Genomic DNA, 24,802 nt, shown 5'->3' with positions numbered 1-24,802 from the left:
GGCTCTTGCTTGAACGGAGAAGCGAATGGATCCCGGCTTTCGCCGGGATGACGGGGTAGAGGTTTCCCGCCCGCCCCTTAGGCCACCTTGGCCAGCGCCTCCGCGATCAGCTTGCGGCTATTATCGATGCCGTACAGCGCGATGAAGCTGCCCATGCGCGGCCCCTGCTCGGAGCCGAGCAGCGTCTCGTACAGCGCCTTGAACCAGTCGCGCAGATTCTCGAAGCCGCCGGTCTTGCCGATCTCGTACACCTGGTCCTGGATCGCCTCTGCCGTCGCATCCGCCGGCAGAGCCGCGAGCTCGGCGTCGAGCCGCCGGAGCGCCTCGATCTCCACGCCCGCGGGCGCGCGCTTCTTGAGCGTCGGGGCAACGAAATCGCGGGCATAGGCAAGCGCATAGCCGATCAGACGGTCGAGCGCCGGATAGGTTTCCGGATTCGCATCGGGGACATAATTCGTCAGATAGCCCCAGACCTGCGCCTTGCTCGCCTCGCCCATCACGCCGACCAGGTTGAGCAGCAGCCCGAAGGTTACCGGCAGCGTCTCCGCCGGCGGCTCGCCATTGTGGATATGGTGGACCGGGTTGCCCAGCCGCTGCTCGACCGCCTGGCCGGCATAATTGCCGCGGAACTGCCAGTACTCGTCGATCGCGCGCGGGATCACGCCCAGGTGCAGCTGCTTGGCCTTTTTCGGCTCGCGATAGGCGTAGAAGGCGATGCTCTCCTCGGGGCCATAGGTCAGCCACTGTTCGAGGCTGAGGCCGTTGCCCTTGGACTTGGAGATCTTCTCGCCCTTCTCGTCGAGGAACATCTCGTAGTTGAAGCCCTCGGGCGGACGGCCGCCGAGCACGCGGGCGATCTTGCCCGACTGGGTGACCGAATCGATCAGGTCCTTGCCCGCCATCTCGTAATCGACGTCGAGTGCTACCCAGCGCATCGCCCAGTCGACCTTCCACTGGAGCTTGGCCTTGCCGCCGAGCACCGACTGGACGATCCGCTCGCCCTCATCCTCGAAGGCGATCAGGCCGGCCTCGGCATCGACCACCTCGACCGGCACCTGGAGCACGATGCCCGATTTCGGGCTGATCGGTAGGACGGGCGAATAGGTCGCCTGGCGCTCGGCACGGAGCGTCGGCAGCATCACGTCCATGATGCCGGAATAATGGCGCAGCACCTTCTTCAGCGCCGCGTCGAAGCGGCCGCCGGTGTAATAGTCGGTGGAGGAGGCGAACTCGTACTCGAAGCCGAACTGGTCGAGGAATTCGCGCAGCCGCGCATTGTTGTGGTGCGCGAAGCTTTCGTACTTCTCGAACGGATCGGGCACCTGGGTCAGCGGCTTGCCGAGATGTTCGCGCAGCATGTCCTGGTTCGGCACATTGTCCGGCACCTTGCGGAGGCCGTCCATGTCGTCGCTGAACGCGATCAGGCGGGTGGGCACGTCGCACAGGCTCTCGAAGGCGCGGCGGACCATGGTGGTGCGCAGCACTTCGTTGAACGTGCCGATATGCGGCAGGCCCGAGGGGCCATAGCCGGTCTCGAACAGCACATGGCCTTTCTCCGGCGCGCCACCCTCTGCGATCTGGGGATAGCGTTTGAGCAGCTTGCGCGCCTCTTCATAGGGCCAGGCCTTGGAGACAAGCGCGGCTGCGCGGAGTTCGGGGGATACGGTGCTCATAGTCCCCTGCCTCTGCCGTTTTCGCAGCCGGGATGCAATTGCTAGAGGCCCAGCCCGATCGCGCTCCAATAGGTGATGCCGGCCGCGACATAGGCGAGCGCGAACAGATAGCCGACCATGAAGGCGGGCCACTTCCACCCGTTGGTTTCGCGCCGCGTCACCGCGATGGTCGAGATGCACTGCGGCGCGAACACGAACCACATCAGGAAGGCGAGCGCGCTCGGCAGGCTCCAATGCTTCTGGAGCTGCTCGCGGATCGACTCCTCCCCCGCTGCGTCATCGGGATTGTCGACCGCATAGACGGTGCCGATCGCCGCCACCGCCACTTCGCGCGCGGCCATCGCCGGGATCACCGCCAGCGCCATGTCGCGGTTGAAGCCGATCGGCGCGACGATCTTCTCCAGCCCGCTGCCGATGCGGCCCGCGATCGAATAATCGACCTTGGAGACAGTGCTGCCCTCGGGCGGCTTGGGGAAGCTGAGCAGCGCCCAGAGGATCACCGTGGTGTAGAGGATGATCGTGCCGGCGCGCTTGAGGAAGATCAGCGCGCGCTGCCAGAGCCCGAGCAGCACGTCGCGCGCGCTCGGCCACTGATATTTCGGCATTTCCATCATGAAGCCCGAGGTCGCCCCCTTGGTCACCGTCCGCCGCAGCACCAGCGCAACGACGAAGGCGCCGAGGATGCCGAGAAGGTAGAGCGCGAACAGCACCAGCCCCTGCAGGCCGATGCCCGGCAGCACCGCGCGATCGGGGATCAGCGCGCCGATGATGATGGTGTAGACCGGCAGCCGCGCCGAGCAGGTCATCAACGGCGCGATCAGGATGGTGGTCAGCCGGTCCTTCTCGTCGGAGATGGTGCGCGTCGCCATGATCCCCGGCACCGCGCAGGCGAAGCTGGAGAGCAGCGGAATGAAGGCACGGCCGGACAGCCCCACACTCGCCATCACCCGGTCCATCAGGAAGGCGGCGCGGACCATATAGCCGGTCGCCTCCAGCACCAGGATGAAGGCGAACAGGATCAGGATCTGCGGCAGGAAGACGATCACGGCGCCGACGCCGGCGATCACCCCGTCGACGATCAGCGAGCGGAACACGCCGTCGGGCAGCGCGGTGCCCACCTCGGTGCCCAGCCACTTCATCCCGTCCTCGATCCAGCCGATCGGCACCTGCGACCAGGCGAATACCGCCTGGAACATCAGGAACATCGTGCCGAGCAGGATCAGCGGCCCGGCGACGGGATGGAGGAAGAGCGCGTCCAGCCGGTGCGTCCAGCGGCGCGCGGCAGTCTCGGAGACGGTAACCGCAGTCGCGATCTGGCGCGCGCGGCGCTGGAGCAGGACGATATCGTGCTGCACGCCCGGGGAGGGACGGATCTTGGTCACGCCCTTCACCATCTCGGCCATGCGTTCCTTGAGCGCATCGAGCCCGCGGCGCCGCACCGCGACGGTGGATACCACCGGGACGCCGAGCTCGCGCTCGAGCGCCTCCGGATCGAGCTTCAGTCCGTCGCGCTCGGCCAGGTCGACCATGTTGAGCGCCACCACGATCGGCAGGCCCAGTGCGATCAGCTGGAGGGTGAAGCGGAGATGATTGTCGAGGTTGGACGCATCGACCACGGTCAGGATCGCGTCCGGCAGCCGCTCGCCCTGCTGGCGACCGAGCAGCACGTCGCGGGTCACCTGCTCGTCGGGACTGCCGGGATCGAGGCTGTAGGCGCCGGGCAGGTCGATCAGCTCGACCGGGCGGCCATCGGGGAGCGCCATGCGGCCCGAATGGCGCTCGACGGTGACGCCGGGATAATTGCCGACCTTCTGCCGGGCGCCGGTCAGCGCGTTGAACAGCGCGCTCTTGCCGGCATTGGGATTGCCGACCAACGCAACCAGCGGCGTGGTGTTCATGCCTGCCTGGCCAGCGGCGTCACATGGATGGCGGCGGCGACATGGCGACGGAGCGCGACGGTCATCCGCCCGATCCGGCAGGCCAGCGGCCCGCCAAACAGTCCGGAACGGTGGAGCAGTTCCACCTCCACCCCTTCATCCAGGCCCAGTTCGCGAAGTCGGCGCGCTTCCGGTTCGGCAAGCTGGTCCCAGTCGACGCCGGCAACGGTACCGGGAGCATGGCGATGCAGCTGGGCAAGGCGTACGGGCACGGGAATCGCAGCGCTGGCGTTCATGCTGCGAGTGATTATCAATTACTTGGGCGGAATGCTAGCGTGAAAACGAGGCCGAGACGCGCGGCGAACACGGATCCGCCGCGCGGCACCCGGCTTATTGGTAGCCGCCTTCTTCCTCGCGTTCCTCGGCGGCGTCCTTCTGGGCCTCTTCCATCGCTTCGGCTTCGTCGTCCTGCGGCGTCTGCTGTTCGGGATCGTGAATCATGCGGGCCTCCTGGGCTTGTCCCGGATCAACGAAGCGGCAGCGCAAAGGGTTCGACCTTCAGCCGAGTTGGCGGATGAACGCCCGGGCACCGGCAGGCGCGCGCACCTTGCCGCCATGGATGAAGAAGACGAATGTTTCACGCGGCCGCACCGGCGCCGGCTCCGGCGCGAACGTCGGCAGCCCCTCCGGCTGTCCGCCCGCCGCCCAGGTCTTGGCCGCTTCCACCCAGCGCGGCAGATCCGCTTCGGGGTAGCAGAAGGGGTTGTCGTCCTCGCCCGCCTCGAGCCGTGCATAGACGAAGTCGCCGCTGACATCCGCCACGCCCGCATATTGCGGCGAATCGGCGAAGACGATTCCCACGCCGGCGGCACGGCACAGCGCGACGAACTCGGGCGTCTGAAAGCTCTCGTGCCGGACCTGCACGGCATGGCGCAGCGGCACGCCGTCCTGCTCGGCCGGCAGCAGCGTGAGAAAGGCGCCGAAATCCGCGGCATCGAACTTCTTGGTCGCCATGAACTGCCAGAAGATCGGGCCCAGCTTGTCGCCCAGCTCGGTCAGCCCCTGCCCGCAGAAACGCGCGATCGATTCACCCGCCTCGGCCAGCACCTTGCGGTTGGTGACGAAGCGCGAGCCCTTCACCGTATAGACAAAGCCTTCCGGCGCAGCCGCCGCCCAGCCGGCGAAGCTCGCCGGCTTGAAGGTGGAGTAATAGGTGCCGTTGATCTCGATCGCGGTGAGCGCGTTCGCCGCATATTCCAGCTCGCGCTTCTGCGGCAGCTTGTCGGGATAGAAGGTCCCGCGCCACGGCTCGAAGGTCCAGCCGCCGATGCCGACGCGGATGGGGGCAGGCGATTCAGACATCGGCTTCTCCTGGATGGATGGCACGACTCGCCATGTTCCATGGCCTTACTATCCCGTGCGCCCCTGCCGCGAAACCTCGGCTCCGCCGCCGGCGGCATCACGGACTCGCGGCGGTGTGTGGCGGCCGGCCGTGTGAGGCCGAGCCGATCTCGGCGCTGGTGCGCGAGGTTGAGACGATCGTGCAGGGGATTTGCGCACAGGATGCGGACGGCGCGACGCGCGCAATGCGCTGCCGCTTGTCGGAAGGAGGAAAAAGGCGGATGCCTCGAGATCGACGATACAGTCGCTGGATGGCGACTGGAGCGGGCGAAGGGATTCGAACCCTCGACCCCAACCTTGGCAAGGTTGTGCTCTACCCCTGAGCTACGCCCGCTCTGGCGTCGTGGCCGGGAGCGGTTCGAAGCGCTCTCGGCGGGTGAGGCGCGCCAACTAACAGCGGCTTTTGCAGTGCGCAACCCCCAATTTGCACTTTTTGGAAAAGGCTTGGCGGTTTGCCCCCGAGCGCCCAAATAGGAGCGGACCCGCCCAGGCGCCCCTATAAGAGGTGCCGGCACCCGCAGATCGCTTAAGGAGCGCATTTTGGCCACGCTTGGTTTGAGCCCCGCCGACAAACAGGCCGTAGACGCCTTCCGCAAGGACGTCGTCGAACCGTCGATGTCGAAGCTCGTCATCCTCGATTTCTGGGCCGAATGGTGCGGGCCGTGCAAGGCGCTGGGCCCGGTGCTCGAAAAGGTGTCGGCGGAATATGCCCCCAAGGGGGTGATGCTGGCCAAGATCGACGTCGACAAGAACAACTTCATCGCAAGCCAATTCCAGGTCCGCTCGATCCCGACGGTCTATGCGATGTTCCAGGGCCAGCTGGTCGCCGACCTGACCAGCGCACGCACCGAATCGCAGCTGCGCACGATGCTCGACCAGATTCTTCGGCAGCTGCCGATCAGCGGCGAGGAAGCCGAGGCCGAGGCCGAACTCGAGCCGCTGATCGCGATGGGCGAGCAGGTGCTCGGCGACGGCGATGCCGAACGCGCGCTCTCGATCTTCGACCAGATCGCCGAGATGGCGCCCGATCATGCCGCTGTCATCGCTGGCCGCGTCCGCGCGCTGACCGCCTTGGGGCGGCACGACGATGCACAGGCCGCGCTCGATTCGATCGAAGGCGATGCCGCCAAGGCGCCCGAGGTGGAGCGCGCTCGCGCCGCGCTGAGCCTGGCCCGCGAAGCCCAGCCGGTCGGCGATCTCGCCGGCCTCGCCGCACGGGCGGCCGCGAATCCCGAGGACATGGATGCGCGCTACGAGCTCGCCGGCGGCCAGATGGCGGCGGGCGATCGCGAGGGGGCGGCCGAGACGCTGCTCGCCATGGTGCGCGACGATCGGGCGTGGAACGAGGGCGCCGCCCGCCAGCGGCTGCTCAAGCTGTTCGAGGTGGTCGGCCTGGAGGATCCCTGGGTCGCCGCCCAGCGTCGCAAGCTTTCGCAGATCCTGTTCGGATGAAGACGACGCGGCTCTCGGTATTTCCGCTGACGGGTGCGCTGCTGTTTCCGCGCATGCACCTGCCGCTCCACATCTTCGAGCCGCGCTACCGCGCGATGGTCTCCGAGGCCCTCGCGCGGGATCGGCGCATCGGCATGATCCAGCCGCGCGACGATCTCGATCCGCCGACGCTGTTCGATGTCGGCTGCGTCGGCCGCATCGCCAATGTGGAGGCGCTGGACGACGGCCGCTTCAACATCGTGCTCGAGGGGCTGAGCCGCTTCACCGTCGTGCGCGAACTGGAGGTGGGCACCCCCTTCCGCCAGGTCGAGGCCGCGCTGGAAGTGACGGGCGGATCCGAATCGCTGTCGCTCGCCGGCCGCGCCTCGATCGAGATGGAATCCCGCCGCTTCGCCGAGGGGCTGGGCTATATGGTCGATTGGGAGGCGGTGACGCGGCTCGACGACGAGGCGCTGGTCAACGGCATCGCCCAGATCGCGCCGTTCGACGCCGCTTCCAAGCAGGCGCTGCTCGAGGCGCCGACGCTCGTTGATCGCGCCGAACTGATCGTCCAGCTGATGCAGTTCTTCGGACGCCATGGCGAGGATCGCGCAACCTTGCAGTGATCTGCCTGTTTTTCAGGCACCCCGGCGTCGCAAAATTCACCAGTTCGTAACAATTCGACCCCCGAAACGCGCAACATCCCTGCGCGTTCCACTTGGCACGCCTCTTGCTGACTAGTCCGGTGGGACAACCGCCAGAGGGGGCGACATGAAGCTCATCATCGCCATCATCAAACCCTTCAAGCTCGACGAGGTGCGCGAGGCGCTCACCACCGTCGGGGTGACGGGCATGACCGTGACCGAAGTGAAGGGGTTCGGCCGCCAGAAGGGCCAGACCGAGATCTATCGCGGCGCCGAGTACAGCACGAACATGGTGCCGAAGATCAAGATCGAGGTCGCCGTGGGCAGCGATCTCGCCGACCGCGCCGTGGAGGCAATCCAGGCGGCGGCGAGCACCGGCGCGATCGGTGACGGCAAGATCTTCGTCCTCGACATGGGCCAGGCCGTGCGCATCCGCACCGGCGAGACCGACGAGACGGCGCTGTGAGCAAGGGGGTAGCAATGAAGCAAGGATGGAAGACCGCCGGGCTTGGCCTCGGCGCGGCCGCGTTCGTCGCGGCGATGCCCGCCTGGGCGCAGACCGCAATGATCAAGGCCCCCACCGTCGCCCAGCAGGCGACGATGGTGAACAAGGGCGATACCGCCTGGATGCTGATCTCCTCGGCCCTGGTGCTGATGATGTCGGTGCCGGCGCTGGCGCTGTTCTATGGTGGCCTGGTGCGCACCAAGAACATGCTCTCGGTGCTGATGCAGGTGTTCATGATCGTCTCGGTCGCCGCGCTGGTGTGGTGCTGCTGGGGCTATTCGATCGCCTTTACGTCGGGCGGCGAGAACCACTTCTTCGGCGGCCTGTCCAAGGCGTTCCTGGTCGGGGTGAGCAGCGGCACCTATGCCGCGACCTTCTCGAACAACGTCTATATCCCTGAATTCGCGTTCGTCTGCTTCCAGATGACCTTCGCCTGCATCACGCCGGCGCTGATCGTCGGCGCCTTTGCAGAGCGCGTGAAATTCACGCCCCTGATCCTCTTCACCGTGCTGTGGATGACGCTGGCCTATTTCCCGATCGCGCACATGGTCTGGTACTGGGCGGGCCCGGACTTCCTCGTCGATGCGCCGACGGACTATGGCTATCTCTGGGGCCTGGGCGCGCTCGACTTCGCCGGCGGCACCGTCGTCCATATCAATGCGGGCATTGCCGGCCTGGTCGGCTGCCTCGTGATCGGCAAGCGTGTGGGCTTCAAGAGCGAGCCGATGCCGCCGCACTCGCTGACCATGACCATGATCGGCGCCTCGCTGCTGTGGGTGGGCTGGTTCGGCTTCAACGCCGGTTCCAACCTCGAATCGAACGGCGTGACCGCGGTCGCCTTCATCAACACCTTCGTCGCCACCGCCGCTGCGGCGGTGAGCTGGGCGGTGATCGAGCAGGTCGTGCACAAGAAGCCGTCGCTGCTGGGTGGCGTGACCGGTGCGGTCGCCGGCCTCGTCGCGATCACCCCGGCCTCGGGCTATGCCGCGCCGATGACCTCGATCGTCCTGGGTCTGGTCGTCTCGCCGATCTGCTTCTTCTTCGTCACCACGGTGAAGAACAAGCTCAAGTACGACGACTCGCTTGACGTGTTCGGCGTCCACTGCGTCGGCGGCATCATCGGTGCGCTCGGCACCGCGATCGTCGCGGACCCGGCGCTCGGCGGCCAGGGCGTGATCGACTATACCCAGTTCCCGGCGGTCGCCGCGTCCAGCTACAGCATCGCCACCCAGCTGCTCACCCAGGCGAAGGCCGTGGGCATCACCCTGGTGTGGTCGGGCGTGGTTTCCGCCGCACTCTTCTATGGCCTGAAGCTCACCATGGGCATCCGCCCCTCGAAGGAAGTCGAAGTCGAAGGGCTCGACATCAACGAGCATGGCGAGCGCGCCTACAACTACTGACGAAATCGGGCGCCGTGCGGGTCCTCTTCCCCGCGGCGCCCCACCGAGGTTCCTCCTGCGGACGACTGGGCTGGTGGGTAACCACCAGCCCATTTTTTGTGCGTCGAGGCGCGGGCGTATCGCCGCTGCCGCAGCAGGCGGTCCCCTCCCGCGCGCGGGAGGGACGAACGAACCAGCCTACTTCCCCGCCAGCTGCTCCAGCGCCGGGCGGATGCCGGACAGGTCATAGCCCGCCCCCGCACCCTTCTCGACCAGCGCGTCCGGCGCGTCGCCCTTGTGCGCGGCGGCCAGTGCCCAGAGGTTGCAGGAGCGCGTGCCCGAACGGCAGTACGCCAGCACCGGGCCCTCGACCGACGCCAGCGCCTCGGCCATCGCCTCCACCTGCGCCATCGAGAAGCCGCCCGGCGTCACCGGAATCGCGGTATAGCCAAGCCCCGCCGCCTCGGCCGCCTCGGCGATTGCGGCGCCGGTCGGCTGGCCGAACTCCTCGCCCTCGGGGCGATTGTTGATGATGTGCACGAACCCCGCCGCCGCCAGCGCCGGCACGTCCTCGGGCCGGATCTGCGGCGCCACCGAGATGCGGTCGTCGATCTTGTTGGGCATGGCAGGTCCTTCTTCTGAATTGCGGCCGTGCTGTAGCGCGGGGCGGGCCACCGCGAAAGCCGATCAGAACTGGCGAAGGACGTCCAGAAAGTCCTGACCATAGGCGTCGAGCTTGCGCGCGCCGACGCCCGAGAGCTGCCCCATCTCCGCGAGCGACCCCGGCCGCACCATCGCCATGTCGCGCAGCACCGAATCATGGAAGATCACATAGGGCGGCAGGCCCGTCTCCTGCGCGATCTCGCGCCGCTTCGCCCGCAGCGCCTCGAACAGCGGATTGCCGACCGGATTGGGCACCGCGCCCTTGGCCCCCTTGCGGCGGCGCTCGCGGCGCGGCGGCAGGACCAGCTCCAGCTTCGCCTCGCCCTTCAGGATCGCGCGCGCCTCGGGGCCGAATTCCAGCCCGCCATGCTCGTTGGTGCGCAGCGCATCGCGCAGCAGCAACGCGCGCGACACGGGCTTGAGCATCGCCACCTCGTCGCCGTCGACGATGCCGAACACCGAGAGCTTCTCATGCCCGTTCATCAGGCTGCGCTCGCTGGAGACGCCGGTGAGGATGCCCTCGATATAGCCGACGCCGTAGAGCATGCCGGTGCGGAACACCGCCGAGAGGAATTTCTGGGCGGTCACGCTGACGTCGATCGCCGTCGGGGGATTCAGGCAATTGTCGCAATTGCCGCAGGTCTCGGGCGCATCCTCGCCGAAATGCTTGAGCAGGATGCGACGCCTGCACCCCGCGGTCTCGACCAGCGCGCCCAGCGCGGTCAGCCGCGCCCGCTCGCCGGGCTGGCGCGAAGGCTCCACTTCGCCGATCCGCTGGCGGGCGCGGGCGAAATCGTCCGCTCCCCAGAAGAGGTGCGCCACCGCCGGATCGCCGTCGCGGCCGGCGCGGCCGGTTTCCTGGTAATAGGCCTCGATCGACTTGGGCAGCCCGGCATGCGCGACGAAGCGCACGTCGGGCTTGTCGATCCCCATGCCGAACGCGACCGTGGCGACCACCACCATGTCCTCGCTCGCGACGAACCGCGCCTGGTTGCGCCGGCGCACCTCGGGATCGAGCCCGGCATGATAGGGCAGCACCGGCCGCCCGGTCTCCGCCGCCAGCTTTTCGGCGAGCTGCTCCACGCCCTTGCGCGTCTGGGCATAGACGATGCCGGGGCCGGGATTGTCCGCCACCACGTCGATGATCTGCCGCGTCGTGTTCTCGCGGGGGGCGATGTGGTAGCGGATGTTCGGCCGGTCGAAGCCCGCGACGATCAGTCCGTCCTCGGGGATCCCCAGCTGTTCGAGGATATCAGCACGGGTATGCGCGTCGGCCGTGGCGGTGAGCGCGAGGCGCGGCACCTCCGGAAAGCGATCGAGCAGCGGGCGCAGCAACCGGTAATCGGGGCGGAAATCATGCCCCCATTCGGAAACGCAATGCGCCTCGTCGATCGCGAACAGGCTCAGCGGCGCCTGGGTCAGCAGGTTGCGGAAGCCCTCGCCCGAGGCGCGTTCGGGCGCGATGTAGAGCAGGTCGAGCGCACCCGCGCGGAACCGCTCGATCGTCTCGGCGCGATTGTCGTCGACGCTGGTCAGCGTGGCGGCGCGGATGCCCACCGCCTCGGCGGCGCGTAGCTGGTCGTGCATCAGCGCGATCAGCGGGCTGACGACGACGCAGGTCCCCTCCAGCATCACCGAGGGCAGCTGGTAGGTGAGCGACTTGCCCGCGCCGGTGGGCATCACCGCCAGCGTGCGCTGCCCGCCGAGCACGCGCTCCACCACCGAGGCCTGCACCCCGCGAAAGGCGTCATAGCCGAAAACCCGGCGGAGATGTTCAATGGGATCGGGACGCATGGCTGCCATCAGACTGCCCGGCACATGCTTGGGATGTCGAGCAAATGTTAACTTGTCCTACTGTAGTAACCCGAATGTGCCGGGGGGCGCAAACGCAGGACGATGAAAACGATGCCACTTGATCCCTCGGACGAATCCGCCCGCCTCGCCGAGCTCAAGGGCTATGGCGTACTCGACACGCCCAACGAAGCCGAGTTCGACGCGATCGTCCGCGAAGCCGCCGCCGCGCTGGGTGTGCCGATCGCGCTGATTTCACTGATCGACGAGAACCGGCAATGGTTCAAGGCCCGCGTCGGGCTGGAGCCGCAGGAGACGCCGCGCTCGATCTCCTTCTGCACCCATGCCATTCGCGGGCCCGACGTGTTCGTGGTCAACGATGCGCAGGCCGATCCGCGCTTTGCCGAGAACCCGCTGGTCACCGGCGACCCGAACATCCGCTTCTACGCCGGGGCGCCGCTGCGCACCTCCACCGGCAAGCGGATCGGCACGCTGTGCGTGATCGACAGCATGGCCCGCCCCCAGCTGACCGAGCGGGATACCGCACGGCTGACGCTGCTCGCCGAGAAGACGATGGAAGCGCTGGAGCGCCGCCGCCAGCGCCTCAATGCCGCCGACGCGGCCTGAAGCGAAACAAACACCCACAGTTTTCGGTGACGCGGCCCTTGCCGCTGCCCCCCCTGATCCGGCAAAGCGGCCGCGATGACCGTCAGCGTGGACATGGGCGTCGACGGCACGGGCAGCCCCGTGCCGGTCGATCTGGAGGAGTTGCTTGCAACCCGGTTGCTCGTCCAGGGCAATTCGGGCTCGGGCAAGTCGCACCTGCTGCGGCGGCTGCTCGAACAATCCGCGGGCCATGTGCAGCAGGTGGTGATCGATCCCGAGGGCGATTTCGTCACCCTGTCGGATCGCTACGGCCATCTCGCGATCGAGGCGGTCGATCATAGCGAGCGCGACGTCGCCCGCTTCGCCGCACGCATTCGGGAGCACCGTGCTTCGGTGGTGCTGAGCCTGGAGGGGCTGGAGGCGGAAGGGCAGATGCGCTGCGCCGCCACCTTCCTGAACGCGCTGTTCGATGCGCCGCGCGACCATTGGTATCCGGCGCTGGTCGTGGTGGACGAGGCCCAGCTCTTCGCCCCCGCCGGCGGTGGCGAAGTGGCGGAGGAGGTGCGCCGCGCTTCGCTTTCCGCCATGACCAACCTGATGTGCCGCGGCCGCAAGCGCGGCCTGGCCGGCGTGATCGCGACGCAGCGCCTCGCCAAGCTCGCCAAGAACGTCGCGGCGGAAGCCTCGAACTTCCTGATGGGCCGCACCTTTCTCGATATCGACATGCAGCGCGCCGCCGATCTGCTCGGCATGGAGCGCCGCCAGGCCGAGGCGATCCGCGATCTGGCGCGCGGGCATTTCCTCGGCCTCGGCCCGGCGATCACCCGGCGGCCGGTGGCGATCCGCATCGGATCGGTGGAAACCAGCGCGCGCAGCTCGTCCCCGAAGCTGACGCCGCTGCCCCAGGCGCCGACCGAAGACATGAAGGATCTGCTGCTCGCCCCCGCCGAGCCCGAATGGGTGCCGCCGGCGCCGCCGCCCGCACCCACCTACGCCCATTCCGAGACGATGCTCGAAGCGCTCGCCCGTTCGGTGCCCGCGCCGATGGAAGTCGAGCCCGATCGGGATCCCGAGGAAGTCGCCGGCCTCGTCGCCGACGTGCTGCGCGCGATCGTGGAGGACGAGCAGTCGACGCTGCGCTCGCCCGCCGTGCTGTACCAGGATTTCCAGGTGCGCTGCCGGATGGTGGGGCTCAACCGCCCGCCGCTCGACCTTTCCGGCTTCGTCCGCCGGCTGTCGGCCGCCCGCGCGGGCATCCACGGCAATCCCGACGACGATTGGGCGCAGGCGCTGGAAGCGGCGCGAGCGCTGCCCGACGACATGCTCGGGCCGTTCCTGCTCGTCGCCAAGGCGGCGCGCGAGGGGCTGCCGTGCCCCAGCGATACCGATATCGCGACCAGCTATGGTACCGGCTCGCTCGGGCGCGTGCGGCGGCTGATGCAGTATATCGAGAGCAAGGGGCTGTTCGTCACCCGCGTCGATCTGTCGGGCAAGCGCTCGATCACGATTCCCCGGCTCGGCTGGACGACGCAGGCGTCGGACGGCTGATCCTCAACGCCTTGAATCCTAGCGGCGGTGCAGCCGCGCATTGAGCGCGAACATGCACAGCGCCCAAATTGCGCCGAAGCACCAGCCGGCCAGCACGTCCGACGGCCAGTGGACGCCCAGAAACACGCGGCTGCACCCGATCAGCAGCACCAAGAGCACCGAAAAGCCGAGCAGATAGGCCCGCGCCCAGCGGCTCGCCTGGGTCTGCGCGACCATCATGCCGAGGGTGAGATAGACCGCGGCCGAGATCATCGCATGGCCGCTCGGGAAGCTGGCGCTGGAGACTTCGGCAAGGTGGGGCACCACGTCCGGGCGGGGACGGTGAAGGAAGATCTTGAGCAGCGCGTTGATGACCGAAGCGCCGATCAGCGATCCGCCGAGCAGCAGCGCCTCGGCGCGCTTGCCGAATGCCAGCAGGAAGATCAGCGTCGCCGCTCCCGCCAGCCACAGGACGGTATAGCCGCCGAGCGCACTGATATCGATCGCCGACTGGCGCAGCCAGGCCGGGCCGATCGGCGTGCCGAGATCGCCCGGTCGCCGGAAGGCGAGCAGCAGCGCGGGATCGAAGGCGAACCCGCTGGCGAAGCGGAGGCAGAGGAACGCGGCAAGTCCGGCAAGCGACAGGCCCAACAGGGCGAGCGCGGGCCACAGCCATTGGCGGTTGGCGGGACGAAGCGGGTTGGAATCGGTCATGCTGCTCGGCTTGAAAGGAAAAGGCCGCCGACAACGCAAAGGGGATGTCGGCGGCCCAGAAAGCGGCAGCCTAGCCCTTCGGGCCGCGGCCTTCCAGCATGCCGGGCGCGATGAAGCCGATCGGCTGGATCGACGAGGCCTGCTGTTTCAGCTTGCCCTGCATCGCCGCATAGTCGTTCTCCATCTCGGGCGTGACCGTGGCGCGCGAATCCTTCAGGGCATCCTCGAAATGCGCCATCGTCACCTCGCGCGTCGCCAGCGACTGGCGAAGTGCCACCAGGCCGGCGCGGCGCACCACGTCTTCCAGATCGGCGCCGGTGTAGCGCTGGGTCTGCTCGGCAATCGCGCCCAGATCGACGTCCGCCGCCAGCGGCATCTTCTCGGTCTGGATGCGCAGGATGCGCTCGCGCCCGGCCTTGTCGGGCACGCCGACATAGACCAGCTCGTCGAACCGGCCCGGGCGGAGCAGGGCGGGATCGATCAGGTTGGGCCGGTTGGTCGCGCCGATCACCACCACCGACTGCAGCTCCTCCAGCCCATCCATCTCGGCGAGGATGGTGTTGACCACGCGTTCGGTCACCTGCGGCTCGCCCATCGCCCCGCCGCGTGCCGGCACCAGCGAGTCGAGCTCGTCGATGAAGATCACGCACGGCGCCACTTGCCGCGCGCGGGCGAACAGCCGGGCGATCTGCTGCTCGCTCTCGCCATACCATTTGGAGAGCAGGTCGCTCGACTTGGTGGCGATGAAGTTCGCCTCCGCCTCGCGCGCGACGGCTTTGGCCAGCAAGGTCTTGCCGGTGCCCGGCGGACCATAGAGCAGGAAGCCCTTGGCCGGGCGGATGCCGAGGCGCCGGAACGCGTCCGGATCCTTGAGCGGCAGCTCGACGCCTTCCTTCAGCCGCATCTGCGCATCGTCGAGCCCGCCGACATCCTCCCAGCGGACCGTCGGCGCCTGCACCATCACCTCGCGCATCGCCGAGGGCTGGACGCGCTTGAGCGCCTCCAGGAAATCGTCGCGGGTGACCGACAGCGTATCGAGCACGTCGGCGGGGATCGTGCCTTCCTCGAGGTTGAGCCGCGGCATGATCCGCCGCACCGCCTCGATCGCCGCCTCGCGGGTCAGCGCGGCAAGGTCTGCACCGACAAAGCCATAGGTCGTCCGCGCCAGCTCGGGCAGGTCGACATCGTCGGCCAGCGGCATGCCGCGGGTGTGGATGCCGAGGATCTCGCGGCGGCCGCGATCGTCCGGCACGCCGACGACGATCTCGCGGTCGAACCGGCCCGGACGGCGCAGCGCCTCGTCGATCGCCTCGGGGCGATTGGTCGCGGCGATCACGACGATGTTGGCGCGCGCCTCCAACCCGTCCATCAGCGTCAGCAGCTGGGCGACGAGGCGCTTTTCCGCCTCGCCGGTCACCTGGCCGCGCTTCGGCGCGATCGAATCGATCTCGTCGATGAACACGATCGAGGGCGCGTTCTTCGAGGCTTCCTCGAACACCTGGCGCAGCCGCTGCTCGGATTCGCCATAGGCCGAGCCCATGATCTCCGGCCCGTTGATCAGGTGGAAGCTGGCATCGCTTTCATTGGCGACGGCGCGGGCGAGGCGGGTCTTGCCGGTACCGGGGGGCCCGTGCAGAATCACGCCCTTGGGCGGATCGACGCCCAGGCGCTGGAACAGCTCGGGATAGCGCAGCGGCAGCTCGACCATCTCGCGCAGCTGATCGATCGTGCCGGCCATGCCGCCGATATCGTCATAGGTCACATCGGCGCGGCGGCTTTCCTTGGCCTCCTCATATTCGGTGCGCAGCTCGACCTCGGTATTCTCGTCGATATGCACCACGCCCCGCGGCACGGTGGAGAGCACCGTCAGGCGGATCTCCTGCAGCGCATAGGCCGGCGCGCGGACGAACTGCTGGACGTTGGGGGGCATGTCGGCGCGCTGGTGGCCGACCGTGGCGATCGTGTCGCCGGCGGTGAGGGGGCGCGTGAAGAAGGTGCGCTTCAGCGCCTCGCCGGTGCCGCGCAGGCGCAGATTCGCCTGGGCGGGGCCGAACACGACGCGAGTCGCGGGCTTTGAATCGGCGCGGCGAACTTCGACGAAATCGCCCGAGCCGACGCCGGCATTGGCGCGCTGGAGGCCGTCGATGCGGAGCAGCTCCAGCCCTTCGTCTTCGGAATAGGGGAGGACCGCGCGGGCAGGCGTGCTGCGCTTGCCGACGATCTCGATCACGTCACCTTCGGTAATGCCTAGCGCGCCCATCAGGCTGCGGGGGATATGGGCGAGTCCGCGGCCGCTGTCCTCGGGCCGCGCATTGGCGACCTGCAGGCGGCGGGTGCGGGATTCGTCATCGGCCATTCTGGGTTCCTTCGTGGCGTTGGGCACGAAAGCTAAGAACGGCGAAGGCAAAAAAAAGGGCCGCCTCAAAAAGGGCGGCCTTGGAAAGTTTTAGGAGAGGATGCCTGAAAGGCACCCCCTATGTGCGGTGCGGCACGGTTTTGTGCAAGTGCGAAAATTACACGGCGTAGATGCAAGGCTTGCAATCAGTGTTGTCAGTAGCGATACTGGTCGCGAGAGAGCAGGGCGGCATTGTCGGTCTGCGCCCTCCGTTCTGAGTATGGTGCGCTGCACAATTAGAGAGTCGGATCCGATGCGTCGCCTTCCGCCGCTCACTGCCATCGAAGCCTTTGTCCAGGTTGCCCGCCTGGGCTCGATCAAGGCCGCCGCCGAGGAACTTGCCCTGTCTTCTCCGGCGCTTAGCCGGCGCGTACAGGCGCTGGAGCGGTTCATCGGCAAGCCGCTGTTCGAACGGAGGCACCAGTCGCTGCGGCTGAACGACGATGGCGACCGGCTGCTCAGCCTGATCGCACCGGCGCTCGATACGATGACCGACGCGATCGAGACGATGACCAGCGGCAGCGAATTGCTGCGGCTGCGGCTCGGCGTGCTGCCGCTCTATGCGACGCAGCAATTGCTGCCGCGCCTGCCGGAACTGAAGCAGCGCCATCCCGAGCTGCATCTCGACGTCGATACCGGCAGCCACGGCATGGCGCGGCTGGGCGACGGGCTGGATGCGGCGATCGTCATCGCCCGCGACATCGATCCCGGCTATTATTCGCGCCGGCTCGATCGGAATCGCGTGCACGTGATCGGCGCGCGCAGCCTCGTGGAGGGGCCCAATCCGGTGCGTGATCCCATGGACCTGTCGCGACTCACCGCGCTGGTCCACCGCGAAATGCCGGAGACGTTCACCGCCTGGCGGATGGCGGCGGGCTATCCCGATCTCGAACCCGCGGCGATCGACCTGTTCGATTCGGGCAATCTGATGCTGGAGGCCGCCGCGCAGGGGCTGGGCGTCGCCTTCATGCTCGAATCGCACTATCAGTCGGCGCGCGACGAGCGGCTGGTGCAGTTGTTCGACCTGACCGTGGAGAGCCATTACAGCTACTGGTTCGTCTGTCGGCCCCGCGCATTGACGCTGCGGCCGGTGCAGATCTTCCACGACTGGCTGATTTCGGCGATGGGCGCTGATCTGCTGGATATGCCGCGCAGCTGACCCTGCCCCTTTGGGCAAAGTCAATGGAATGGACGCGGCAGATCGCCTACATGGGCGCCATGTCGCCGCTCAACGCCTTTTTGCTGTTCCTCGCCACCGTGCTCGGCATGGAGCTGTTCGCCTATGCAGCGCATCGATGGATCATGCACGGGCCGGGCTGGTTCCTGCACGCCAGCCATCACCGCCCCCGCACCGGCAACTGGGAGCTGAACGACCTGTATGCCGCGATCTTTGCGGTGCCGTCGTTCGTGCTGCTGCTGGGCGGCGTGCAGCTCGGCTGGTGGCCGGGCTTCACCTGGATCGGCGCGGGGATCGCCGCATACGGCGCGATCTATTTCGGCTTTCACGACCTGATCGTCCACAAGCGGATCCGCCACCGCTACATCCCGCGTTCCAGCTACATGAAGCGGATCGTCCAGGCGCACCGGCTGCACCACGCGGTGCGCACCCGCAAGGGGACGGTCAGCTTCGGCTTTCTCTATGCGCCCAAGCCGGAGGTGCTGAAGGCGCAGCTGCGCGCCAGCGGCGCGGTCGTCCAGCGGATCACCATCCCGGATTGAGGGCCATCCCCGGATTGACGGGGCAGTGGCCCGAACCCACATCCTGCGGCCTATGGATCAGCTGAATCTCTCCGAGTCCGAATGGCGCAAGCGCCTCTCCCCCGAGCAGTTCCACGTGCTGCGCCAGGCGGGCACCGAACGCGCCTTTTCCGGCCATTACAACGACAACAAGGCCGACGGCATCTATCGCTGCGCGGGCTGCCAGCTCGAATTGTTCGACAGCATCGACAAATATGATTCCGGCTCCGGCTGGCCCAGCTTCACCCGGCCGGTGGCGCCGGACCATGTGAGCGAGCATGCCGATACCAGCCACGGCATGCGCCGGATCGAGGCGCGGTGCGCGCGGTGCGACGGGCATCTCGGCCACGTCTTCCCCGATGGCCCCCCGCCGACGGGACTGCGCTACTGCATGAATTCGGTAAGCCTCGACTTTCGACCGCGCGCGGCGGCCGCATCGGCCGCCTGATCCTTGTGAGAAGCCCCGCGAGCCTGTAATCGACCACGCCGTACATGGCCGGAAAATCGAAAATCGCAGCTGCGCCCTGGTGGCGCCGGGGCTCCTTCTGGAAGAAGTTCTTCCTCTGGTCGCTGATCGGCGGCGTCGCGCTCGCGCTGATCGCCTTCATCGCGCTGGTGATCGCGGTCTATTCGGCCAAGGCGACGCTGCCCAGCTACGACCAGATGAAGTCCTCGCCCAACGGCCAGATGATCCGTGTCCATGCGGTCGACGGCACCGTGCTGGTTTCGCTCGGGCCGAGCTATGGCGAGTGGATCAAGTACGACCAGATCCCCCAGGTGATGAAGGACGCGATCATCGCGACCGAGGATCGTCGCTTCGAATCGCACTGGGGCGTCGATCCGGTCGGCGTGCTGCGCATCCTGTGGGTGGCCAAGCGGCTGCATGACGAGGGGCGGCGGCTGCAGGGCGGCTCGACCATCACCCAGCAGGTCGCGCGCACCATCTTCCTGTCGAACAAGTACAGCGTCGGCCGCAAGATCCGCGAGGCCATCCTCGCGCTGGCGCTGGAGCGGAAATTCTCCAAGCAGGAGATTCTCGAGCTTTATCTGAACAAGGTGTATTTCGGCGGCGGCGCCTATGGCATCGACGCGGCGAGCCGGAAGTTCTTCGGGCATCCGGCGACCAACCTGTCGCTGGGGGAGGCGGCGATCGTCGCCGGCCTGGTGAAGGCGCCGTCGCATTATTCGCCCACCGCCGATGCCGAAGCTGCCGTCGATCGCGCCACCGTGGTGCTGAAGGTGATGGCCGATGCGGGCAAGATCAGCGAAGCCCAGGCAAACGCGACCGACCCGCACACCGTGCAGCTGGCCCCCGAGCCCAAGCAGAACAGCGTCCGCTACTTCACCGATTGGGCGCTGCCCCAGCTGGAAACGCTGATCGACGAGACGGAGGCCCCGCTCGACGTGTGGACGACGCTCGACCTGAACATGCAGCGCAGCGCCGATGCAGCGATCCGCGCCAATGCGCCGGACGGGGCGCAGGGCGCGCTGGTCTCGATCGAGCGTGACGGTGCGGTGCGGGCGATGGTGGGCGGCAAGGACTATGTGTCCTCGATCTACAACCGCGCCACCCAGGCACAGCGCCAGCCGGGCTCCTCGTTCAAGCTGTTCGTCTATCTCGCCGCGCTCGAAGCCGGGCACAAGCCCGACGACATCGTCGTCGACGAACCGGTGACGATCGACGGCTGGAGCCCGCGCAACGATTCGCGGCGCAACAGCGGGCCGATCACGATCCGCACCGCCTTCGCCTATTCGGTCAACACCATCGCGGCGAAGCTCGGCCAGGAGGTGGGCTTCACCACCGTGGCCGACATGGCGAAGCGGTTCGGCATCACCACCGCGATCAACACCCAGCCGGCGATGGTGCTGGGCACCTCGAACGTGCGCCTGATCGACATGACCCGCGCCTTCGCCTCGGTCGGCAACAACGGCGTGGCGGTGACGCCCTACGGCATCACCCGCGTCACCGCGAACGGCAAGGTGATCTACCAGCACGAGGTCGATACCAGCCATGTGCTCGTTGCCAATTACGTCGCCGCGCAGATGATCGACCTGATGCAGACCGCGGTCGCCACCGGCACCGGCCGCGCCGCGCAGATCGGGCGGCCGGTCGCGGGCAAGACCGGCACGACCACCTCGAACAAGGATGGCTGGTTCATCGGCTTCTCCAGCGGCCTCACCACCGGCGTGTGGATGGGCCGCGACGACGCCAAGGTGGTGCCGGGCCTGCAGGGCGGCCGCGCCCCCGCGCGTGCCTTCCACGACTTCATGATCCAGGCGGTCGCGAATCGCCCGGTCGAGCAGTTCGAGACGCAGCTGACCCCGCCCGACAACATGCTGGAGCCCGATGCGGACGCCTATGGCGAACCCGACAACGGCATGATGGTGGACGAGGACGGCAACCCCATCGCCCAGCCGCCGCAGGTGCCGGCAGAGCCGCAGGAAGGCGAGATCATGGATGGCACGGCACCCGCCCAGCCGGGTGGCCGTCCCGCGCCCGTCCAGCAGCAGGGCGAACGGCTGGATCGCGACTGGATCAACCGGATGACGGGCCGGCCGGCGGGACAGCCGCAGCAGCCCGGCCGTCAACCGCAGCGCCAGCCCGCGCAGCAGAACCAGCGTCCCAACGACGAATATTGAGCATGGCGACCCCCTCCGCGCGCCGGAGGGGGATTTGGGCTAGTCTCGGCCGACCCAGTGCAGGCCGGCGCCGTGCATGCGCAACCACTGCCGCTGCGGCATGGGATCGGCGCCGTAGAGCTGCTCCACCAGCGCGTGGAAGTCCGGGCCGTGGTTCATGTGCACCCGGTGCGCGACTTCGTGCGCCACCGTCGCCCGACGCACCGCGCTCGGCGCGAGGATCAGCCGCCAGCTATAGCGGATCACGCCCGTCGACGCGCAGCTGCCCCACCGGCTGCGCGCGTCGCCGATCGCCACCTTGGTGACGCGTACGCCCGCAAGCGCCGCATAGTGCGCGGTCTCCTCGCTCAGCACCCGCAATGCTTCGGCGCGGAGCCAGCGTTCGACGCGCCGCGACAGTCCCTCCTCGGTCCCGCCGCACAGCAGCTGGTCTCCTTCCCGCCGCACGCCGCGCACGCCCGCGGCCGGCCAGAGAATCGTCAGCACGCCGTCGCCGAAGGGGAGGGTAGCCCCTGGCACGAACGGCCGGCCGCCGGGCAGACGCTCGCGCTGGGCGGCGATCCAGCCCTGCTGCTCGCCCACCCATTGCATCGCCTTTGCGAGGCTGGCGCGCGGCGGAATGGTCAGCCGCACCGTGCCGTCGCGGGGATCGATCGCGAGCCGCATCCGCCGCGCACGGGGATGGCGGATCACTTCGAGCCCCTCGATCAAAGGCGGCGGTCCGTCATGTGATGCTCGAGATCGCCGGCATCATCTTCGGAGATGGTCCAGCCGCGGGTCGATTCCCCCGCCTTGTGTACCGCCTCGCGGTCGCCGGAGACCAGATAGTGCCAGTCGGGCAGCGCCTCGCCATTGGCACGCAGCCGATAGGCGCAGGTGCTGGGCAGCCATTCGATGTCGCGGACGTTGCGCGTCGTCAGCCGCACGCATTCGGGCACATAGGCCCGCCGGTGCTTGTAATCCTTGCACAGCCCCATGCGGCGATCGAGCAGCTTGCAGGCGACGTTGGTGGCGAACAGCTCCCCCGTCTCCTCGTCCTCCAGCTTGTGGAGGCAGCATTTGCCGCAGCCGTCGCACAAGGCTTCCCATTGCGCGCGATCGAGCGCCTCCAGCGGCAGATCTTCCCAGAATTTGATGGTCACCGCACCCAATGCTCTAGCTCGGCGACGATCGCCGGGGGATCCTTCTCCAGCGGCAGGCTGGTGATCGGCTTGCCGTCCGGGCCCATCAGATAGGCCACCTGCGTATGGCCCATCAGATAGCCCGACGGCGTCGGCTGCTTCATATAGGCGACCGCATATGCCTTCGCCACCTGCGCGATGGCCTCGGGCTTGCCGGTGAGGCCGATCAGGCGCGGATGGAAATTGGCGACATACTGCTTGAGCGCCGCCGGCGTATCGCGCTCGGGATCGACGGTGACGAACAGCGGCACGATCTTCTGCGCGATCTGCGGCGCCTGCTTGTCCAGGGTGCGGAGCGCCGCGCCGATCTTGGCAAGGTCCGTCGGGCACACGTCCGGGCAGTAGGTGTAGCCGAAATAGACGATGCGATACGTGCCCGCGAAATTCGCGTCGGTGACGGTCTTGCCGTTCTGGTCGACGAGCGTGAACGGCCCGCCGATCCGCGCGCCCGCCAGCGGCGGTTCGCCGGGATTGGCCGTGCCGCAGGCCGACACCGCGAGAAGCGCCGCGACACCCAACGTCCGAAACATGCTGTTCATGGTATCTACCGCCAGTCTTTGCTAGGAGGGTCGCCGCATCCGTCGCCAGTATCGAAGGTACCGATCCAGCAATGACGTTCCGTCTCGCCTCTGCCGCTGCCGCGGCACTGTTTCTCCTGCCGCTCCCCGCCTTCGCCCAGGGCATGGGCCAGCCGCGAGAGAGCATCCAGTTCCTCGACGCGATCCGTAAGCAGGACGGAAGCAAGGTCAACGAGTTCCTGCGGGACAAGGCCGTCTCGATGGTCAACGTCAAGGATCCCTATGGATCGGGCGAGGCCGCGCTGCACATCGTCGTCAAGCGCCAGGATCCGACCTACCTGACCGTGCTGATCAACCAGCCGGGCGTGAACGTGAACATCCAGGATCGTGACGGCAACACGCCGTTGATCTTCGCCGCCGGCCTGGGCTGGGGCCCCGGCGTGGACGCGCTGATCGCCAAGAAGGCGAACGTCAATCTCGCCAACAACGGCGGCATCACCCCGCTGATCCGCGCGGTTCTGGCGCACGATGCCGAGATCGTGAAGAAGCTGCTGGACGCCGGCGCCGATCCCGATCGCGCCGATTTTGGCGGCGGCTTGTCGGCGCGCGAATATGCCAAGCGCGAGACCCGCTATCCCACCATCGGGAAGCTGCTTGCCGACGCACCGAAGGTCGGCCGCGCGCCTGCCGCCGCGGGTCCGAAGCTCTGACCGGATCCTAGAGCGTTTTCACCTTGGGCGAAGACGCCCTAGGTTTTCGATTGCCGCATTTTCCGAGTCGTTGACCGTAAACGGTCAACTTGAAAATGCTCTAGAACCCGTCGGCGACGTCGGGATCGAGCATGCCCAGCAGCCTTCGTCCCGCACGGCGGGCGAAGGCGAGGGTCGCCTTGCGCCGCGCCGCCGCCGCCAGCGGCACCGTCGCCGCCTCCCGCGCCACCGCCGCATCATAGCGATCGGCGACGATCAGTCCGGTACGTTCGGGAAGGAAATGCGGCTGGTCGAGCGGGCGCAGATCGAACCCCTGCGGCACCGCCCAGAAGAACCGATCGCAATGGCCAAGGTATTCGGGCCATTTGGCGTCGCCCAGCAGGTCCGCGCGGGACACCTTGATCTCGACGATGACGATGTTGCCACGCGCATCCAGCGCCATCAGGTCGACCCGGCGGCCACCTTCCAGCGGAACTTCGGCGATTGCCACGCAATCGTGGCGCAGCAGCATCCGGCAGACGCCGCGCACCACATCGGCCGCGACCATCGCCTCCACGTCGGGCGACAGGGACGGTGGCAGGGGCTGATGCGCGTTCATCGTTCCCACATAGAACATTCAGCGAACACGGAAAAGCCGCCGAATCGCTTCGGCGGCTTTTCAGCTCCATCGGCGGAGACGTCGATCAGCGATAGAAGATGTGGTTGCCGACCGTAGCGACGGTGCGGCCGGCGCTGGCGCCGACGTACCGGGCGTGGAAATAGAGCGCGCCCTCGGCCGGGCTTTCCCAGAGATTCTTGCGGGCGACCTGCGCCACGGCCAGGGCGCGACGCCACTGGGCGTTGGCCGGCGGCGTCGGCAGCTTGCCGCCGCGCACGAACGAGAACTGGCCCTTCTGCGTGATCACCGAGCAGACCGAGCCGGGGAAGCGGCCCGAGGTGCTGCGGTTGAGGATCACGTCGGCCACGGCGAGCTGACCGGAAAGCGGCTCGCTGCGCGCTTCGTAATAGACGCCGGTGGCGAGGCAGCGCAGCTCGCGATCGTCATCGAGCGCGGCGGCCGCATCCTGCTGCGCAGCAACCGCATCGGACAGGCTGGCATATTCGGTGGTAGCGGTCGCTTCGTCGCTGCCCTGCTGCTCTACCGCGGCCTGGGGCGCGGGAACCTGCTGGGAAGGCAGGACGTTTTGTGCCTGGGCGGACGCGGTTTGCACCGTGGCCTGAACCTGCTGGGCCTGCTGCGGGAGCGGGGCGAGGTTGAGCGTGGCGGCATTGGCAAGTGCCCCAGCGCAGAAGGTCACAGCTGCAAAGGTGGCAGCCCGCGGCAGAAACTTCATTACAGATCAATATTATGCGGTTGGTGCGCGGCAGGCGGGCGCTCCGTGGAGAACCAGCCGCCGGGCGTACCCCCCG

The 24,802-nt window shown here is 67.5% G+C and carries 24 protein-coding genes and 1 tRNA gene; 11 read left to right on the top strand and 14 right to left on the bottom strand.

Features of this window, described 5'->3' with window-relative positions; all coding sequences use genetic code 11:
• Positions 1-77: 77 nt before the first annotated feature.
• The 5 genes from KK7_RS0100810 to KK7_RS0100785 all read right to left on the bottom strand — a co-directional run bounded on the left by KK7_RS0100810 (position 78) and on the right by KK7_RS0100785 (position 5,285).
• The gene (locus KK7_RS0100810) at positions 78-1,673 is read right to left on the bottom strand and encodes a lysine--tRNA ligase (RefSeq protein ID WP_010542746.1); all 1,596 of its coding nucleotides are present in this window, start codon (positions 1,671-1,673) and stop codon (positions 78-80) included.
• A gap of 41 nt (positions 1,674-1,714) precedes the next feature.
• The gene (feoB, locus tag KK7_RS0100805) at positions 1,715-3,571 is read right to left on the bottom strand and encodes a ferrous iron transporter B (protein WP_010542745.1); all 1,857 of its coding nucleotides are present in this window, start codon (positions 3,569-3,571) and stop codon (positions 1,715-1,717) included.
• Positions 3,568-3,846 carry a FeoA family protein gene (locus tag KK7_RS0100800; protein ID WP_010542744.1) on the bottom strand — a complete coding sequence of 93 codons (279 nt, stop codon included), beginning with the start codon at positions 3,844-3,846 and terminating at the stop codon, positions 3,568-3,570. The genes feoB and KK7_RS0100800 overlap by 4 nt, the downstream gene beginning before the upstream one ends.
• A 262-nt stretch (positions 3,847-4,108) precedes the next feature.
• Complete coding sequence (locus KK7_RS0100790) at positions 4,109-4,912, bottom strand: DUF72 domain-containing protein (RefSeq protein WP_010542743.1); 804 nt, start codon at positions 4,910-4,912, stop codon at positions 4,109-4,111.
• Between the two features lie 298 nt (positions 4,913-5,210).
• Positions 5,211-5,285: transfer RNA gene (locus KK7_RS0100785), tRNA-Gly, on the bottom strand.
• 221 nt (positions 5,286-5,506) lie between these two features.
• Here KK7_RS0100785 and KK7_RS0100780 point away from each other — a divergent pair.
• The 4 genes from KK7_RS0100780 (at position 5,507) to KK7_RS0100765 (ending at position 8,931) form a co-directional block, all read left to right on the top strand.
• Positions 5,507-6,403, top strand: coding sequence for a tetratricopeptide repeat protein (locus KK7_RS0100780; protein WP_010542742.1), 897 nt, complete (start codon positions 5,507-5,509; stop codon positions 6,401-6,403).
• Positions 6,400-7,008 (top strand): LON peptidase substrate-binding domain-containing protein, encoded by a 609-nt coding sequence (locus KK7_RS0100775; RefSeq protein WP_010542741.1) that lies wholly within the window; start codon positions 6,400-6,402, stop codon positions 7,006-7,008. Before KK7_RS0100780 ends, KK7_RS0100775 begins: the two co-directional genes overlap by 4 nt.
• Before the next feature lie 145 nt (positions 7,009-7,153).
• The gene (locus tag KK7_RS0100770) at positions 7,154-7,492 is read left to right on the top strand and encodes a P-II family nitrogen regulator (protein WP_010542740.1); all 339 of its coding nucleotides are present in this window, start codon (positions 7,154-7,156) and stop codon (positions 7,490-7,492) included.
• A gap of 14 nt (positions 7,493-7,506) precedes the next feature.
• Entirely contained in the window at positions 7,507-8,931 is a 1,425-nt protein-coding gene (locus KK7_RS0100765) for an ammonium transporter (protein ID WP_010542739.1), read from the top strand.
• Between the two features lie 177 nt (positions 8,932-9,108).
• Here the strand turns inward: KK7_RS0100765 and KK7_RS0100760 are convergent, their stop codons facing one another.
• Positions 9,109-9,534, bottom strand: a complete 426-nt coding sequence (locus KK7_RS0100760) for a protein tyrosine phosphatase family protein (RefSeq protein WP_010542738.1) — start codon at positions 9,532-9,534, stop codon at positions 9,109-9,111.
• A gap of 63 nt (positions 9,535-9,597) precedes the next feature.
• Entirely contained in the window at positions 9,598-11,367 is a 1,770-nt protein-coding gene (gene recQ / locus KK7_RS0100755) for a DNA helicase RecQ (RefSeq protein ID WP_029622568.1), read from the bottom strand.
• A gap of 111 nt (positions 11,368-11,478) precedes the next feature.
• Between recQ and KK7_RS0100750 the strand changes: the two genes are divergently transcribed.
• Positions 11,479-11,991 (top strand): GAF domain-containing protein, encoded by a 513-nt coding sequence (locus tag KK7_RS0100750; protein WP_100207481.1) that lies wholly within the window; start codon positions 11,479-11,481, stop codon positions 11,989-11,991.
• 75 nt (positions 11,992-12,066) lie between these two features.
• Complete coding sequence (locus KK7_RS0100745; RefSeq protein WP_010542735.1) at positions 12,067-13,518, top strand: ATP-binding protein; 1,452 nt, start codon at positions 12,067-12,069, stop codon at positions 13,516-13,518.
• 18 nt (positions 13,519-13,536) lie between these two features.
• Here KK7_RS0100745 and KK7_RS0100740 read toward each other — a convergent pair whose 3' ends face one another.
• On the bottom strand, positions 13,537-14,211 hold the full coding sequence (locus KK7_RS0100740; RefSeq protein WP_010542734.1) for a phosphatase PAP2 family protein: 675 nt from the start codon (positions 14,209-14,211) through the stop codon (positions 13,537-13,539).
• Positions 14,212-14,281: 70 nt separating this feature from the next.
• Entirely contained in the window at positions 14,282-16,567 is a 2,286-nt protein-coding gene (locus tag KK7_RS0100735; RefSeq protein WP_010542733.1) for a CDC48 family AAA ATPase, read from the bottom strand.
• Positions 16,568-16,859: 292 nt separating this feature from the next.
• On the opposite strand from KK7_RS0100735, the gene KK7_RS0100730 reads away from it, so the two are divergent.
• Genes KK7_RS0100730 through KK7_RS0100715 form a run of 4 tightly spaced genes read left to right on the top strand, consistent with a single transcriptional unit; the run spans position 16,860 to position 20,983 of the window.
• Positions 16,860-17,765, top strand: a complete 906-nt coding sequence (locus tag KK7_RS0100730; protein WP_010542732.1) for a LysR substrate-binding domain-containing protein — start codon at positions 16,860-16,862, stop codon at positions 17,763-17,765.
• A gap of 23 nt (positions 17,766-17,788) precedes the next feature.
• Positions 17,789-18,325, top strand: coding sequence for a sterol desaturase family protein (locus tag KK7_RS0100725; RefSeq protein WP_010542731.1), 537 nt, complete (start codon positions 17,789-17,791; stop codon positions 18,323-18,325).
• A 52-nt stretch (positions 18,326-18,377) separates the two neighbouring features.
• A complete protein-coding gene (gene msrB / locus KK7_RS0100720) occupies positions 18,378-18,791 on the top strand; it encodes a peptide-methionine (R)-S-oxide reductase MsrB (RefSeq protein WP_010542730.1) in 414 nt (137 codons plus the stop codon).
• 44 nt (positions 18,792-18,835) lie between these two features.
• A complete protein-coding gene (locus tag KK7_RS0100715; RefSeq protein ID WP_010542729.1) occupies positions 18,836-20,983 on the top strand; it encodes a transglycosylase domain-containing protein in 2,148 nt (715 codons plus the stop codon).
• A gap of 39 nt (positions 20,984-21,022) precedes the next feature.
• Here the strand turns inward: KK7_RS0100715 and KK7_RS0100710 are convergent, their stop codons facing one another.
• The 3 genes from KK7_RS0100710 to KK7_RS0100700 are packed head-to-tail and all read right to left on the bottom strand — an operon-like array spanning position 21,023 to position 22,703.
• Positions 21,023-21,694, bottom strand: a complete 672-nt coding sequence (locus KK7_RS0100710) for a M48 family metallopeptidase (RefSeq protein WP_010542728.1) — start codon at positions 21,692-21,694, stop codon at positions 21,023-21,025.
• Positions 21,691-22,134 carry a YcgN family cysteine cluster protein gene (locus KK7_RS0100705; protein ID WP_010542727.1) on the bottom strand — a complete coding sequence of 148 codons (444 nt, stop codon included), beginning with the start codon at positions 22,132-22,134 and terminating at the stop codon, positions 21,691-21,693. Before KK7_RS0100705 ends, KK7_RS0100710 begins: the two co-directional genes overlap by 4 nt.
• Positions 22,122-22,703, bottom strand: a complete 582-nt coding sequence (locus KK7_RS0100700) for an SCO family protein (protein WP_010542726.1) — start codon at positions 22,701-22,703, stop codon at positions 22,122-22,124. The genes KK7_RS0100705 and KK7_RS0100700 overlap by 13 nt, the downstream gene beginning before the upstream one ends.
• A 71-nt stretch (positions 22,704-22,774) precedes the next feature.
• Between KK7_RS0100700 and KK7_RS0100695 the strand changes: the two genes are divergently transcribed.
• Positions 22,775-23,392, top strand: a complete 618-nt coding sequence (locus KK7_RS0100695) for an ankyrin repeat domain-containing protein (protein ID WP_010542725.1) — start codon at positions 22,775-22,777, stop codon at positions 23,390-23,392.
• A gap of 100 nt (positions 23,393-23,492) precedes the next feature.
• Here the strand turns inward: KK7_RS0100695 and KK7_RS0100690 are convergent, their stop codons facing one another.
• Both KK7_RS0100690 and KK7_RS0100685 read right to left on the bottom strand, forming a co-directional pair.
• Positions 23,493-23,990, bottom strand: a complete 498-nt coding sequence (locus KK7_RS0100690) for an MmcB family DNA repair protein (protein WP_051121192.1) — start codon at positions 23,988-23,990, stop codon at positions 23,493-23,495.
• An 85-nt stretch (positions 23,991-24,075) separates the two neighbouring features.
• Positions 24,076-24,726, bottom strand: a complete 651-nt coding sequence (locus KK7_RS0100685) for a cell wall hydrolase (RefSeq protein ID WP_010542723.1) — start codon at positions 24,724-24,726, stop codon at positions 24,076-24,078.
• Positions 24,727-24,802: the final 76 nt, after the last annotated feature.

The organism is Sphingomonas elodea ATCC 31461, from assembly GCF_000226955.1.
Classification (GTDB): domain Bacteria; phylum Pseudomonadota; class Alphaproteobacteria; order Sphingomonadales; family Sphingomonadaceae; genus Sphingomonas; species Sphingomonas elodea.
The sequence above is the reverse complement of the archived record's forward strand: the minus strand, read 5'-3'. Positions and strand labels throughout refer to the sequence as shown.